The organism is Paenibacillus glycanilyticus (assembly GCF_051200795.1).
Taxonomy (GTDB): domain Bacteria; phylum Bacillota; class Bacilli; order Paenibacillales; family Paenibacillaceae; genus Pristimantibacillus; species Pristimantibacillus glycanilyticus.
The window spans coordinates 2,152,549-2,167,236 of sequence record NZ_CP195155.1; the positions used below are offsets into that span (position 1 = coordinate 2,152,549).

Genomic DNA, 14,688 nt, shown 5'->3' on the forward strand with positions numbered 1-14,688 from the left:
AGTAAATTCAGGTATAATAGTAAGCCTACATAACCTAAGAATATTAAAGGAGACTTATAGGCTTATATGAAAAAAATTGTATACCTGACAATTTTGATCTGTGGGTTGATTAGTATTTCCGGTTATATGCCAAACCGGGCGGAAGCAAGCGGTAGTTATACGGCCAAGGTATACACCGACTCCTTGAATGTCCGGAGCGAGCCATCGGGTGATTCGTCGATTGTAGGCGGTTTGAAGAATGGCGATATTGTCACCGTTTCAGCTGAAGAGTACGGCTGGCTGCGCATCAAGTCGAACCGCGTCTCCGGTTGGGTGGCAGGACATTATTTGAAGAAAGTTAATGCCGTTACGGCAACAGCGACAGATCAAGATGACAGCGTGAAGAAGAGCTCTGCAGCCGCACGTGCGACTGTGCTTGCCGATGGGCTTCGGCTCAGGGCAGGCGCCGGATTAAATCAAGAAATTCTGGGATATCTAACAAAAGGTGAGACTGTTACGATAATAGACAACCGGGAAGGATGGGCTCGGGTCAAGACTCTGGATAAGCAACTCGGCTGGGTATCGGATCGTTATATCGCGAAAGGCGAAACACAAACGGCGGCGGTTGCAGCGGGAAAATCGAAGAGCCTCAAGGGGAAAGTAATCGTAATCGACCCCGGTCACGGCGGAGACGACCCAGGAATGATCGGAACTACATATGAAACGATTGAGAAAAAGCTTAATTTGAGCACTTCCTTCTACCTAGAGAACGAGCTTCGCAGCCGCGGAGCGCGCGTCCTCATGACAAGAACGAAGAATGAGGAGAAGCCCGGGCTTTCCGATAGGGTCAGGATAAGCGAATCCGCCGGTGCGGACGCATTCGTCAGCATCCATTATAATTCTTCGGAGAAAAACACGTCCGGCATACTTACCTTCTATTATTCGAATACAAAAGATCGGCCGTTGGCCCGCGCGATAGAAAACAGGCTTGCGAACGGCATCGGCTTGAAGAGCAACGGGATTTCATACGGCAATCTTCACGTTTTGCGGGAAAATGATACGGTATCCACACTCGTAGAGCTCGGCTTCTTGTCCAACGCATATGATGAATCCATCGTCCGCGGCTCCGACTATCAGAAAACAGCAGCCAAAGCAATTGCGAATGGGCTGGAGGATTACTTCAACAGGTAACTGAATGTTTCGTACTCTACCGCTTCGTTCCTGCAGCCTGGTTTATTTTCCACTTATGTATGTACAGAAATCATACCAAACTTCGTTAATCCCCCTACAAAACGGTGGCCTCAATTAAAGGCTGCCGTTTTTTGAAATAAAGGGCAGTTTAACGCAACTATCCAAGTATTGGAAGCGTAAAATGTGTCGTATAGTTTTTCTGAGAAAGAAGAGGGGGGAAGGAACCTCCCTTTGGGAAGATCGTTAAGGGAGGCCGAGATGAACGAAACCGCATTTGACGAACCATTATTTGCAAGCCTGAGGCCGGGCTTAACCTCGTTCTGTTACCGAATGTTAGGCTCCATGGACGATGCGGATGATGCCGTTCAGGAGACGAGTATTCGGGTCTGGCAGAGCTGGAGCACGTTCAGACAGGATTCCTCTTTCAAAACTTGGGTCTATCGGATTGCCTCCAACCTGTGCTTGGACAAGCTGAGACAATCCAAACGCCGCGCGCTTCCCGTTGACCTATTCGATCCGGCCGTCTCCATCGTCGAGCCGCGCGAAACGCTGCCGGACTCTGCCTGGATCTGGCCGTCTTCCGACTTTGGGGGCAATCCGGAGGATCTGCTTCTCCGCAGGGATACTCTTCAACTGTGCTTCATCGCTCTCCTGCAGATCTTGCCTCCGCGGCAGCGCGCGGTACTCATTTTGAAGGATGTATTTGAATGGTCCTCCAAGCAGATCGCGGAAACGTTGGCGATGTCGCCGGCAGCGGTGAACAGCGCCTTGCAAAGAGCCCGAGAGACGATGGACCGGGCGCAGCTTCGCTCGGATGAGCTCAGCAGCATGGACGTTCAACCGGAGCAGCAGCTGTTGTCCCGATATGTGGAGGCCTTCGAGCAATTCGATATTGCCGCTCTCGTCGCGTTGTTCCACGAGGAAGGCTGCATGTCTATGCCGCCCTTCGAGATGTGGATCCGCGGCAAGGAAGATTTGTCCGCCTTCTATTCGCTTACTCGCTGGCATTGCGAAGGTTCGCGATTTGTGCCTATTACGGTGAATGGCGGTTACCCGGCGTTGGCCCAGTATATGCCGGACAAAGAGGGCCCTGGCTTGATACCCTGGGGCATCCACGTCATCGAAACCAAAGAAAATCAAATCCTGCACGTTCAAAACTTCATTCATACGCCATTATTTTCGCGATTTGGGCTGCCTGAGCGAATTGACCGATGAATTTCGTCATTGGGTTACGTCTATAACATTGAGGATAACCAAACAACGAATATCATGAGAGAGGTGTATATTTAGGATGGAAACGAGTCAACCGACGAAAGTAACCGTGCAAGCTGTCATTCTAGCTCCTGTAGAGAAGGTATGGCGCTATTGGACCGAGCCGGATCACATCACGAAGTGGAATCAAGCATCCCAGGACTGGCATGCACCGAGAGCTGAAAACGATCTGCGGGTCGGCGGCAAGTTTCTGACACGGATGGAAGCGAAGGATGGCAGCATGGGCTTTGATTTTGGCGGCGTCTACGATGTCGTGAATCGGCATGAGGCGATCGGCTACACCATGGAAGATGGAAGAAGAGTGGATATTGCTTTCGTCGATCAAGGGAATGAAACGAAGGTCATTGAAACGTTCGATGCGGAAAGCTCCAATCCCGTCGAGTTCCAGAAAGCAGGCTGGCAAGCGATCATGGACAATTTCAAAGCCTATACGGAACAAAACTAATCATCACGAAGAAAACGCCGGGGAAGATGCCCGGCGTCTTTCTTTTTGAACCCTAGTACGAGCCTGCTCTCCGTTAGTCTTAACCTTGTGCCGCATCCATGTTCATGCAGTTGATGGCCCACAGATGACCGTCCAAGTCCACGAAGCCCCAATGATACATGGACCCATGATATTCAGGTTCAGCGTGCAATTTCCCGCCCAAGGAGACTGCGGTATTTACGATTTCATCGACTTTTTCGCGGCTCTGGAAAGCCAATGCGATCGTCATCTGCGAGTACTTGCTCGTATCGACAGACTGCTTCTCCGTTAGCGTATTAAAGAATGCTTGATTGATCAGCATGACCTGCAGGTTGTCGCCGATTACGATGGCTACCGAATTCTCGTTATCGGGGAATTGCGGGTTGAGTTCGAATCCGAGTCCGGTGAAGAACGCTTTCGATTGTTCAACGTTTTTTACAGGCAGGTTAAAGCTCGTGAATGCGGACGTTAATGCCATTTTCAAAACACCTCTTCGTCAAATTAGTTTGTGTGCATTATGCCTTCGTTTATATAGACGACAGCCGATCCGGGAATTCATCGGTCTAATGGATAAGGAAGTGTAATCATGTTCAAGTTTATGCCAAAAATTTTTAGTGTTGTAATTCTGGTTGGAATGCTTGCATCTTGCGGTACCACTAGCACGACCGTTGGGTTAATTAAAGTTGTTGATAAAGAGCAACCAGAGAGGGACTCATACTGGATTAAAGTCGAAGATTTAGGTAATCATCCCGAGGAAGTCCGGCTTAAAGTGAATAATGAAAATACATGGAATCTGATATTAATAGGTGAGATTTACGCTGTATCATACGATTTTAAAACAAAAGACGAGAACAAACACACCGGAAAGCTAACATCAATAAGACCGGCTACTCAGCCTAAATGATTAGATACAATAGCTAAGACACGAGAAATTCGTATTCGTAAATCGCTTGAATCCTTTCCAGAACGTTCCGCGCCTGGTCTTTAAACTTTAATTCCGCAACCCGTCCTTTCAGCAAAAACACGCCGCTCTCATGATGGTGTTCCCCGAGAGCACCTTCGTACAGCTTATTGGCGCCGAGGGTAGGAGGGGAGAAAAATAGCTTCATCAATACTTCAACCACAACGGGCAGTCCGGATTGTTTCCCTTTTCTTATCGTATTGTTGCCACCCGGGTCAACGCTGCGGATCTTGATGTCGTCCTTGGCGAGCTGCGATGCCACGGCCTGAGTCCATAGCGAAAGAGCTAGCTTCGAGGTCGCGTAAGGACCAAGCAGCTTGCGAAAGGTTTTGGGATGCTCCAGGACTTCGATCGAAAATTGTTTTGTAAATTTAAGAGCAGAGGATGAGGTATTGATTACCGTTTTTAAACGACTATTTTTCAGGAGTTCCTTCAATTCCATCAGAATAATATAAGGAACAACCGTCATCAACTCATAATGCTTCTCGCGCCCTTGTTTCGAATAGCTCAGCTCGGGGAAGGATCCTCCGGCGTTATTGAATAAAATATCGATCCGCCGCTCCTTGCTTTTAATCTCTTCCAAAGTAAGTCTCAAGCTTGCAAAGTCGGCAAGATCATCCGTTTTATAAATGCGAAGCGATCCGCTCTTGACCGCATTGTGGAGACTCATATCGTCGGCAGGAAAGTCAGAACGGTTTACAGCAACCACATGCCAGTTCTCCGACAGTAATTTCCGTGTGAGCTCCAACCCGATCCCGGCGCTTGCGCCTGTAATCAATGCGATATGTTCATGCTGGTACTTGTTCATTGTGCATCTCCTTCTTATATATGATATTTGATTCGATAGCGCAAATTCTATAACTTGAAGTCGACTCCAAGTCAAGATGCGAATATAATGTTTTTTCCAAGGATAATTGGTTTGACTTGGAGCGAGCCTCAAGATGTATAATGTACAAAAATTAATCAATTTAAGGGAGGGAACAGGATGAAGGAAGAGCAACGCTTTACGATAAAGCAAACCGCCGAGCAAACGGGAATTACTGAGGATACAATCCGTTATTACGAAAAGATCGCGCTGCTGCCTCGCGCAGAGCGGAAGGATAACGGGCACCGCATCTACCGGCAGGAAGACATCGATACGATCCGGCTGATAGCATGCCTGAAAAAAACGGGAATGCCGTTAGAGGAAATTCGGCCTTTCTTGGAAGTCTCAGTTGATACTGATCCCGCGGAATATCCCGAGCTTGTGGAACTCCTAAGAAGTCATCGCGAAAATATTGTCAGCCAGATTACTTCACTGCAGCAAGTTGTAGATTTTATCGATATGAAGCTGGATGAAGGGAAATATAGACGGGATTGTTCGGATGAAGAGAACGTAGGGGTTGAACCGAAATCAAAGCCTGTCTCACCCGGCGAAATGAGGTATTTTTCCGTATCGGCCAAAACGGGCAAGTCACAGGCCTCCGCCAAATAAGCTCGTCATAACAGGGACGGCTGCTTCTCAAGTAGACTACTTTAGTCCATTGAGCTAACGGAGAAATTATAGATCAGTACGAAACCAGGCTGCCGATCATGGATCAGTAGCCATTTTTATTAAGAAGGAGGTTTTATTTCTGAAGCATTTTATCCCATACTTATTACAACGGTTGGATGTCAAAGTGAAACTGAGGTAGTACCGAAGGCTAGTATGTTCAGTATTAAAGTACATACTTCTAGCCATTTACAAGTTAATCAGGTGTTTGCTGTTAATAGTTCTTTAATTAATAACTCAAAAAGCTCTTGGGATATGGAGCACGGTGCCGATATGTTCACCTATGAGGTTTATGATAGGAAAGGTAAACTCATCCAGCAAGATGTAAAGGAACGGTTTGTGAATGCTATCGGATATGAGACCACATTAAATCCAAATGACTCCTATAGCTATGATGAAGGGGAGCATGTTTTCCCGAAGTATAACGAGCTTTCGTTACAGGAAGGAAGGTATGAAATCATTTCAAAGGCGAAATTCAGAATTAAAAAAGAGGGGAAAGACTTTGAATTTGAAGTTGAATCAAAACCTTTCAAAATCGATGTTTATTAATAACCGCCTTATTAAGAACTCTTAAATATCTCATTCGCGGCCGCATAAATTGCGGCTTTTTTGTGTTTACCAATGTTATGACAAATAAACGGCTCATGCAACACTTGATCTTAATAAAGTAAGCCTCTTTTTGCTTCATTATGTAATTAAACATAACACGAATTATTCTTCTTATAAAAAATCACAATAAACAAGTTCACGTTTTTGTGAGATTCACAAAGAAAATCGGTATTTTATGTGATATAATGTGACATATAAGAAAGAAGAACATCGGAAATGTGATGGATTGTTATTGATTCTTACAAAATGAGAGTGAAGAAAGGGGAAACCTAACATGCAGGTTACAGCAAATCCCTATGCATGGCCGTACGATGGCAGGATCGATCCTGCGAAAACAGCGCTCCTTATTATTGATATGCAAATCGATTTTTGCGGCAAAGGTGGTTATGTAGAGCAGATGGGATACGATTTGTCATTGACGGCCAAGCCGATTGAACCTATCAAAAAGCTGCTGAACCGGGTTCGCCAGATTGAAGGTATGACGGTTATCCATACAAGAGAGGGCCACAAGCCCGACTTGTCCGACCTTCCTGCAAATAAACGCTGGCGAAGCAAGCAAATCGGCGCGGAAATCGGCTCGCTTGGTCCAGCCGGACGCATATTGGTGCGAGGTGAACCGGGCTGGGAAATCATTGAAGAACTTACCCCGATTGAAGGGGAGTTCATTATCGACAAGCCGGGCAAGGGAAGCTTTTATGCAACAGACTTGGATCTGGTGTTAAAGAACAGGGGCATTACTCACTTAATACTGACTGGCATCACGACTGATGTTTGCGTCCATACGACAATGCGGGAAGCAAATGATAGAGGCTACGAATGCTTAATCCTTGAGGACTGCACAGGCGCGACCGATCCAACCAATCATCAAGCGGCGCTTCATATGGTGACGATGCAAGGCGGGGTATTCGGCAGCGTCAGCAGCTCAGCGGATGTACTGGTTGCTCTGGAAAGCTACTAACACGGACTATCGCGAAACTTCTATTCAGCATCCAGCTATTATTTATCCATAAATAGAGACATACCGGAGGGAAATATAATGTGGAATAAAAAATCATTGTTTATTGTTCTGACGGCTCTGATGCTTGTAGTAACGGCTTGCGGTTCCAATGCAAAAACCAGCACCAGCTCAAATGCGGTCTCTTCCAACTCGACAGCCGGAGAGACAAAGAAGCTGAAAAAAGTCGTGCTGAGGCTGAAATGGATTCATCAAGCGCAATTTGCCGGCTATTACGCAGCGGTTGAGAAAGGCTTCTATAAGGAAGCGGGATTGGATGTTGAAATCAGGCCGGGCGGAGCCGATTTCCCTTCCGTTCAGATGGTCGCTTCGGGAAGCGAGCAGTTTGGCGTAACGGGCGCGGATCAAATTCTGATGGCTCGGGAGAAAGGCGTACCGGTTAAAGCGTTGTCCGCGGTATACCGCAAAACGCCATTCGTATTGTTTAGCTTAAAAGACTCGGGCATTACGAAGATCGAAGATCTTGCCGGCCAGAAGGTAGGCGTGAAGCTTGGCGGCAATGAAGAGCTGACCTTCCGAGCGATGGTCAAAAGCGCGGGCATAAATGCGAAATCGATTGATGAAATGCCAGTGAAATACGACATGAGCCCGCTGCTCAGCGGTCAAGTGAAAGCGTGGCCGGGTTATGTCATCAATGAGGTGCTTGCCGTACAAGAGCAAGGGCATGAGGTGAATATTATCCAGCCTGGCGACTACGACATTAATTTCTATGCAGATACGTTATTTACGACGGAATCGTTGATTAAGAAGGATCCTGAAATGGTGAAAAGCTTCGTTGAGGCTTCGATGAAAGGTTGGGAATATGCGATTGCCAATCCGGAAGAAACAGCCGGGTTTGGTCTGAAGTTCGGCGATAAGCTGAACCTCGAGCATGAGACAGCGATGATGAAAGCAAGCATTCCGCTGCTGGAGCCGGATAAACTGCCGCTTGGCAAGATGAATACCGAAGCCTGGGACGTTTTGCAAAAAAGCTTGATTGATTTGAAGTTTCTGAAGAAAGAACAAGATCTGGATAAAGTGTTTACGAATGACTATATCGAATAGGGAGTGATTGATGTGCAAGCGACGGTAAGTGAATGGATGAATGGAGTGGCAAAGCAAGAACAAGCATCGGTTTCTTCGATGAACGAAATCGCGGTTACATTAAAGAATTGCTCCCTTTCGTTCGGCGATGTTCCTGTACTGAACAATGTTTCCTTGGACATCTATAATAATGAATTTGTTTCTATCCTTGGCCCAAGCGGCTGCGGCAAGTCCACGCTTCTGCGCTTAATGCTGAGTCTCCTCCAGCCGAATGCCGGAGGGGAGGTTAAGCTCGCAAAGGATCTCTCAATCGGGATGGTCTTTCAGAAGCCGGTTCTGATGCCTTGGCTTACGGCCATTCAGAATATCGTACTGCCACTGACGATCGGAGAGAAGCGCTTCTCGAAGAAAGAAGCTCGGGACAAAGCGGAGGGAGCGCTTCGGCTGGTTGGCCTGCAGGACTTTACGAATCACTTCCCGCATCAACTAAGCGGTGGCATGCAGCAACGTATCGCTATCGCGCGAGCGCTTGCCGCTGACCCGGCCGTGCTCTTAATGGATGAGCCGTTTGGCGCGTTGGATGAATTTACGAGAGAGAAATTGAATTTCGAGCTGCTGCGGCTGTGGGAAAGTCCAGACACAAGCTTAAGCACAGTCGTTATGGTCACTCACTCGATTCAAGAATCGGTCATTATGTCGAACAGAATCGTCATGATGTCCCCAAGACCGGCCGGTGTGGATGCCATTATTCCCGTTCCGCTTCCTGCGCACCGTGAAGTGGGCATGGAGGAGCTTCCGGAGTACCATCATACGGTTAATGAATTAAGAAAGAGGGTCAAGCACTTATGATGAATAAAATAAAAAGCAGCATGTACCCTATCAGCTTTGCGCTTGGCTTTATTCTTTTGTGGGAGCTGGCCGTCCGGTTGTTCCATGTCCCCGTGTATTTACTTCCCGCTCCTTCTGCCGTCATTGAGGTTATGGACGGATCGCTGTCGTCCCATATGCTCGTCACGCTAACGGAGGCGTTGGCAGGCTTTGTGCTCGCTAATATTTTGGGGATGATAACGGCCGTTATTTTCGTTCACTCCAAGTCCATTGAGAAGGGAGCCTTCCCGCTCGCCATTGCGCTTAAGACGACTCCGCTCGTCGCGTTGGCTCCGCTGTTGGTCGTTTGGATGGGAACCGGCTATTCCTCGAAGGTTGTCGCATCGATGCTTATCTGCTTTTTCCCGATTCTCGTCAATAGTGTCAAAGGTCTGAAAGCCATTGAACATGAGGCTTGGGAGCTGTTCTCCACTTATAAAGGAACAAAAGCGGAAATATTCTGGAAGCTGCGCCTTCCGACGAGCTTGCCTTACGTATTCTCTGCTTTGAAAATATCCTCGTCGCTTGCAATCGTAGGAGCGATCGTCGGGGAATTTGTCGGAGCGAACAAAGGGCTAGGCTATGTCGTACTCGTATCTTCCTATCATATGGATACGCCGATTATGTTCTCGGCCATTATTGCATCGGCATTATGCGGACTGTTGCTTTTCTGGGGCATTAGCTGGTTGGAGAAGAAAATTGTATTCTGGCAAAGGGCGGATGATCTATGATGAAATGTTCAGTTATTAAAGTACCGGCTCGTTCACCGAATGATATGTCTGCGCTTCAGCGCTATATTGACGAGTCGCTTATTAACCCGAAGGAAGTTGTAGCCGTGCTGGGCAAAACGGAGGGGAACGGCTGTGTCAACGACTTTACCCGTGGGTTTGCGGTTCTGGCCTTGAAAAACTTGTTCGCTCCTTATAAGGAAGCTTCTGCTGAACCGGTCTCGTTCGTGATGTCCGGAGGAACGGAGGGGATATTAAGCCCTCATTTCTCGGTCATTACCCGGAGTGAATCCGATTCGATTAGGAGCAAGCAGGAGTTGTCTTCATTAGCGATTGGAGTAGCAAGAACGCCTGATTTCATGCCTGAGGAGCTTGGGCGTCTCGCCCAAGTGGATCAAGTGGCGGAGGCCGTTCTCCGGGCAATGGAAGGGGCGGGCATTAACGATGCTGCCGACGTGCATTTTGTTCAAATTAAATGTCCGCTGCTGACGGCGGAGCAAGTGCAGGAAGCGGTTCTTAGAGATGCCTCCACTGTAACCGAGGATACTTACAAATCTATGGGCTACTCTCGCGGGGCATCGGCGCTTGGCGCAGCCGTAGCGCTTGGAGAGATTGAACGGGAGCGACTGCAGGATACGGATATTTGCCACTCGTGGGAGCTTTTTAGCCAAGTGGCATCCACGTCGGCAGGCAGCGAACTCGCCTATTGCGAGGTTATCGTATTCGGCAACTCCGCTTATGCGGAAGGGCCATATTTTATCGATCACGATGTGATGAAGGATGCAATTGACGCGGGAGCACTAAAGCGGATTCTGGAGAAATATCCGGATGCCGAGATGGTGCAGGTGCTTGCTAAGGCTGAGGCTGATCCAACCGGAAATATAAGAGGCAAACGGCATACGATGCTCGATGACTCGGACATTAATCATACCCGTCATGCACGCGCAGTCGTCGGAGGCGTTCTCGCTTCCGTATGCGGCGATCCAATGATCTACGTATCCGGCGGCGCGGAGCATCAGGGTCCGGCGGGCGGCGGCCCGGTAGCGGTTGTTTTCCGGCGTAACGAACATAAATAGCGAATGATAGGAGACTGATTATATGACAATTGCAAATGAGACAGAGGTTATCGTTGGGGAACATATGGAATGGGGGCTGATGCCAGACCATATTCATTTGTATCATAGAGAAATCGTATCGGCGGCGCAAGCGGATAGGCTGGGAATCCGTTCGAGCTCGATTCTATGGGAGAAAATCGGTGTCGGCGGGCAAGTACTGCCTCACTATCACGATGTCGCCGAAATTATATATATTTCCGTCGGAAAAGTAAAACTGCTCTGCAACGGCGAATGGAAAAGCTACAAAGCTGGCGATACGTTTCATGTGCCGGCCGGGGTTATTCATTCCGTAGCGAACGATGATGATCAGCCGTCCGAACAAATCAGTATTTTCCTCCCCGTTGAGGAGAACGTGCCTGCCAACTCGTTTTTCAATACAACTCTCGTGGAAGATGTTTATTCCATTAAGAAATAGAATAGCGGGGTAATGCCATTGGAGACTAACAATCAGGCAAGCTTCACCTGCGGAGACATCTTGCTTATACCCGACTTCAAGGAAGCAGTCGTACTAGCCGGTGCCGGCGGTATGCATCGGAGCATTAACCGGGTCAATGTCATGGAAGTGCCTGATGTCATCGATTGGGTGAGACCGGGGGAATTTCTCATTACGAGCGGATTCCCGTTCCGGGATCAGCCGGAGGCAATAGCGGACATTATTCCGCAGTTGGTTGAAAAAGGCGTTGCCGCGCTTGGCATTAAGACGAAGCGGTTCATTGACGAGATTCCTGAGCGGGCGCTTGAGCTGGCGGATCGACTCGCTTTTCCCGTCTTCGAACTTCCGGCTACGACCGTGTTCTCGGATGTTGTCCGCGATATTATGGAGCGAGTGCTGGTAACCGAAGTAAGGGAGCTGTCGCTTCTGCAGAGCCGATTCCAAAAATTATCCCAGCAGCTGTTGTACGGAAATGGAATTGAAGAATTTCTGCAAACGCTCGATGGTATGTTGAACAATCCAATCGTGCTGCTCGATGATACCGATCAGCTGTTTCTATCCCCGCAAGCGGGGCTGCTTGCGCAAGCGGCGAATGTCGAGCTCTGGTCGCAGCTGCGGATGGAGACGAATCTTGGCGTCAGCTTCATTTCCCTTGGCGACCGCCGTATTCGGGTATACGTCTCGGAGGTAAACGATAAGCAGCATGAGAAGTGTTTGCTTATTCTGTTGGAGTGGAATCAGGAGCATTCCATCGTCGATCAACTGACGATAGATCGGGTTGGCATTCTAGTAGGCTTGGAAATGATCAACGCAAACGCCCGGAGAGAGGTTGAATTAAAATATATTGACCAGTTTCTTCAGGATTGGATTTCCGGGCGGATCGTGGCAATGGAGGATTTGAAGCTCAGGGCAGAAGCATCGGGCAGCCAGTTGGAGGATCAGCAGCAGCTATTCGTAGCGCTTGTGCGCTGGTTAAATGGAAAGCCTGCGGTTAAGCAGCTGCAGCAAGTAGTCAAAAAGCTTCGTTCCAAGTCGCTTCGCGAAGGACTGCAGTTCACGATAGCGGAAGGGGAATTGATTTTTCTTATTCCGGTTTCCGCGCAGCACTCGAAGCAGACGGCGCTGGACCGGGTTGCGGCAGACCTGAGATCGGTTATTGGTTCGTCAACTGCGTTCTCGCTTTGTATCGGCAATGTCGCCAGCCGGCCTGACCTGGTGTGCGAAAGCTATGAAGAAGCCAAAAAAATTCATCACATCAGCACGATTTGCAATTATGAAGAGCCCTATGTGGATTTTAAACGGCTTGGAGCTTTTCAACTGTTATATCACCTGCCTCATTCAGAGGCAGTTATACAATACCGGGATCAGTATATCGTTCCACTGCTCGAATACGATAAGAAACATCAATCCCAGCTGTATGAGACGATCCGCGTTTATTTCAAATATAACCGGAACGTAAAAAAGACGTCCGCGGAGCTGATTACGCATTACAACACCGTTTCTTACCGGGTGGAACGAGTATGCGAGCTGCTAGGCATTAACGTCGATGACGGCGACGATATTTTACAGCTGTATTTGGCCGTTAAGCTAAACGAGATGCGGCCGGTAACGTTATGAGAGTAGGAGGTTGGTCATGAGCAAATCAGGTATTCCGGATAAGCTGACCATCGAGCGGCTTCGAGAGTTGTACGCAAGCGGAGCGCTTACGCCCGAGGCTGTTGTTGATGGAATTATGGAGCGCGTTCAGGCGGATGCCGGCATGAATATTTGGATTACGCCGCCAACTATGGATAGTGTGCAGCCCTATTTGGATCGGTTGAAAGGGACGGACCCGGAAAGCCTTCCATTATGGGGGATTCCGTTTGCCATTAAGGATAATATCGATGTTGCTCAAATTCCTACGACGGCGGCATGCCCGACATTTGCTTATACACCTCAGGAGCATGCAGCTGTTGTGCAGAGGATGATAGATGCAGGTGCGATTCCACTCGGCAAAACAAACCTGGACCAGTTCGCGACCGGACTAGTAGGCGTGCGCAGCCCGTATGGCGAGACGCATAATGCGCTGCGGCCCGAGCTGATTAGCGGCGGCTCAAGCTCGGGCTCGGCGGTCGCTGTTGCACGCGGCCATGCGGCTTTTGCCTTTGGTACGGATACCGCCGGTTCCGGCCGGGTTCCGGCTGCATTAAACAATCTGGTCGGCTATAAGCCAAGCCTTGGAGCCTGGCCGACCAAAGGCGTGGTTCCGGCTTGCGCCAGTCTTGACTGCGTCAATGTATTTGCCCACTCCCTCGCGGATGCCTTAGAGGTTGATAAGCTTGCGCGCGGCATTCATGAATCCGATCCATGGTCCCGCAGCATCGAGCGTTCCGCATCAAAGCTCCCGAACAAAGTTGTATTGCCAAGCGTCAAGCTGCAGTTCTATGGACCTTATGCCGCAGAGTATGAAAAAGCTTGGGAAGCTGCAGTAGAAAGAATTACTAAACTTGGAGTCGCTGTGGAATATATCGATTATGACTTCTTCTCCCGGGCGGCGGCGTTATTATACGACGGGCCTTGGGTTGCGGAGCGGTGGGCGAGTCTGGAACCATTCGTGACAGCTAATCCGGGCGTAACGTTTGAGACGACGGAGCGAATTTTGAGGTCAGGTGCTTCCGGGAAGCACAGCGCTGCTTCTGTGTTTAAAGCTATGCACCAATTGCAGCAGTATAAGCTGGAAACGAAGAAGCTGCTTAAGCAGGCGGTAATGGTGATGCCGACCTGCGGAGGCACATGGACGCGCGAGCAGGTGAGTGCCGATCCAATAGGGGCAAACTCGGATATGGGGCGCTACACCAATCATTGCAATTTGCTTGATTTATGCGCGGTTGCGATTCCTGCAGGCTTTGCTGCTGATGAGCTGCCATTTGGGATTACGCTGTTCGCGCTTGCAGAAGAGGAGGCACTCATTACCGGCGCTGCTGAGCTTTTCCTTACGGGAGAATGTGGTGCAGCTGTACCGCCTGTACCTAATTCCGTAACGGAGCAAGCAATGGTACCCGTTGCCGTATGCGGACTTCATATGCGTGGATTTCCTCTGGAGAAGCAAATGCTGGAGCATGGTGCCCATTTTGTTCGTGAGGCGGCTACAGCCGCAAAATATCAAATGATTAAATTGCCGACCGTTCCGGCTAAACCCGGCTTGATCAAGAAGGGTAACGGAGGGCAGTCCATTCAGTTGGAAGTATGGGAAATGCCGAAGGCGGCATTTGGTGCATTCACAGCCCTTATTCCTGCACCGCTTGGAATCGGGAAAGTCGAGCTTGAGGATGGCACCGAAATTCCCGGCTTTATTTGCGAAGGTTATGCGGAGCAAATAGCTGAAGATATTACCGATTCTGGCGGTTGGCGTTACATTAGCGTATAGAGGTTTTTACGCTAACGGCGAACTTTAGTTGAGAACAACAAAATGGCAACTGATCTGAAAAATGATCGGTTGCCATTTTTGTTGAAGTAAGGGGC

General features: G+C 48.9%; 16 protein-coding genes. 14 read left to right on the plus strand and 2 right to left on the minus strand.

Going from position 1 to position 14,688, the window contains the following annotated elements:
- Positions 1–66 precede the first annotated feature (66 nt).
- The 3 genes from ACR9FF_RS09675 to ACR9FF_RS09685 all read left to right on the plus strand — a co-directional run bounded on the left by ACR9FF_RS09675 (position 67) and on the right by ACR9FF_RS09685 (position 2,887).
- Positions 67–1,170, plus strand: a complete 1,104-nt coding sequence (locus ACR9FF_RS09675) for an N-acetylmuramoyl-L-alanine amidase (protein WP_435170674.1) — start codon at positions 67–69, stop codon at positions 1,168–1,170.
- 258 nt (positions 1,171–1,428) lie between these two features.
- Complete coding sequence (locus ACR9FF_RS09680; protein ID WP_435170676.1) at positions 1,429–2,385, plus strand: sigma-70 family RNA polymerase sigma factor; 957 nt, start codon at positions 1,429–1,431, stop codon at positions 2,383–2,385.
- 76 nt (positions 2,386–2,461) lie between these two features.
- Positions 2,462–2,887, plus strand: a complete 426-nt coding sequence (locus tag ACR9FF_RS09685; protein ID WP_435170678.1) for an SRPBCC family protein — start codon at positions 2,462–2,464, stop codon at positions 2,885–2,887.
- Between the two features lie 79 nt (positions 2,888–2,966).
- Here ACR9FF_RS09685 and ACR9FF_RS09690 read toward each other — a convergent pair whose 3' ends face one another.
- Positions 2,967–3,383, minus strand: coding sequence for a VOC family protein (locus ACR9FF_RS09690; RefSeq protein WP_435170680.1), 417 nt, complete (start codon positions 3,381–3,383; stop codon positions 2,967–2,969).
- A gap of 108 nt (positions 3,384–3,491) precedes the next feature.
- Between ACR9FF_RS09690 and ACR9FF_RS09695 the strand changes: the two genes are divergently transcribed.
- Positions 3,492–3,809 carry a hypothetical protein gene (locus ACR9FF_RS09695; RefSeq protein ID WP_435170682.1) on the plus strand — a complete coding sequence of 106 codons (318 nt, stop codon included), beginning with the start codon at positions 3,492–3,494 and terminating at the stop codon, positions 3,807–3,809.
- Positions 3,810–3,822: 13 nt separating this feature from the next.
- Here ACR9FF_RS09695 and ACR9FF_RS09700 read toward each other — a convergent pair whose 3' ends face one another.
- A complete protein-coding gene (locus tag ACR9FF_RS09700; protein WP_435170684.1) occupies positions 3,823–4,674 on the minus strand; it encodes an SDR family NAD(P)-dependent oxidoreductase in 852 nt (283 codons plus the stop codon).
- A gap of 177 nt (positions 4,675–4,851) precedes the next feature.
- On the opposite strand from ACR9FF_RS09700, the gene ACR9FF_RS09705 reads away from it, so the two are divergent.
- The 10 genes from ACR9FF_RS09705 (at position 4,852) to atzF (ending at position 14,593) form a co-directional block, all read left to right on the plus strand.
- On the plus strand, positions 4,852–5,340 hold the full coding sequence (locus ACR9FF_RS09705; protein ID WP_435170686.1) for a MerR family transcriptional regulator: 489 nt from the start codon (positions 4,852–4,854) through the stop codon (positions 5,338–5,340).
- A gap of 213 nt (positions 5,341–5,553) precedes the next feature.
- On the plus strand, positions 5,554–5,946 hold the full coding sequence (locus tag ACR9FF_RS09710; RefSeq protein WP_435170688.1) for a hypothetical protein: 393 nt from the start codon (positions 5,554–5,556) through the stop codon (positions 5,944–5,946).
- Positions 5,947–6,280: 334 nt separating this feature from the next.
- The gene (gene biuH / locus ACR9FF_RS09715) at positions 6,281–6,964 is read left to right on the plus strand and encodes a biuret amidohydrolase (RefSeq protein WP_435170690.1); all 684 of its coding nucleotides are present in this window, start codon (positions 6,281–6,283) and stop codon (positions 6,962–6,964) included.
- A gap of 78 nt (positions 6,965–7,042) precedes the next feature.
- The gene (locus ACR9FF_RS09720) at positions 7,043–8,065 is read left to right on the plus strand and encodes an ABC transporter substrate-binding protein (RefSeq protein WP_435170692.1); all 1,023 of its coding nucleotides are present in this window, start codon (positions 7,043–7,045) and stop codon (positions 8,063–8,065) included.
- 12 nt (positions 8,066–8,077) lie between these two features.
- Complete coding sequence (locus ACR9FF_RS09725; protein ID WP_435170694.1) at positions 8,078–8,893, plus strand: ABC transporter ATP-binding protein; 816 nt, start codon at positions 8,078–8,080, stop codon at positions 8,891–8,893.
- Positions 8,890–9,642, plus strand: coding sequence for an ABC transporter permease (locus ACR9FF_RS09730; protein ID WP_435170696.1), 753 nt, complete (start codon positions 8,890–8,892; stop codon positions 9,640–9,642). The genes ACR9FF_RS09725 and ACR9FF_RS09730 overlap by 4 nt, the downstream gene beginning before the upstream one ends.
- Entirely contained in the window at positions 9,639–10,715 is a 1,077-nt protein-coding gene (locus ACR9FF_RS09735; RefSeq protein WP_435170698.1) for a ring-opening amidohydrolase, read from the plus strand. The genes ACR9FF_RS09730 and ACR9FF_RS09735 overlap by 4 nt, the downstream gene beginning before the upstream one ends.
- 22 nt (positions 10,716–10,737) lie before the next feature.
- Complete coding sequence (locus tag ACR9FF_RS09740; RefSeq protein WP_435170700.1) at positions 10,738–11,169, plus strand: cupin domain-containing protein; 432 nt, start codon at positions 10,738–10,740, stop codon at positions 11,167–11,169.
- A gap of 18 nt (positions 11,170–11,187) precedes the next feature.
- A complete protein-coding gene (locus tag ACR9FF_RS09745; protein WP_236013330.1) occupies positions 11,188–12,804 on the plus strand; it encodes a PucR family transcriptional regulator in 1,617 nt (538 codons plus the stop codon).
- A 16-nt stretch (positions 12,805–12,820) separates the two neighbouring features.
- Positions 12,821–14,593: an allophanate hydrolase gene (gene atzF, locus ACR9FF_RS09750; protein ID WP_435170702.1), complete on the plus strand. Its 1,773-nt coding sequence runs from the start codon at positions 12,821–12,823 to the stop codon at positions 14,591–14,593.
- Positions 14,594–14,688 lie beyond the last annotated feature (95 nt).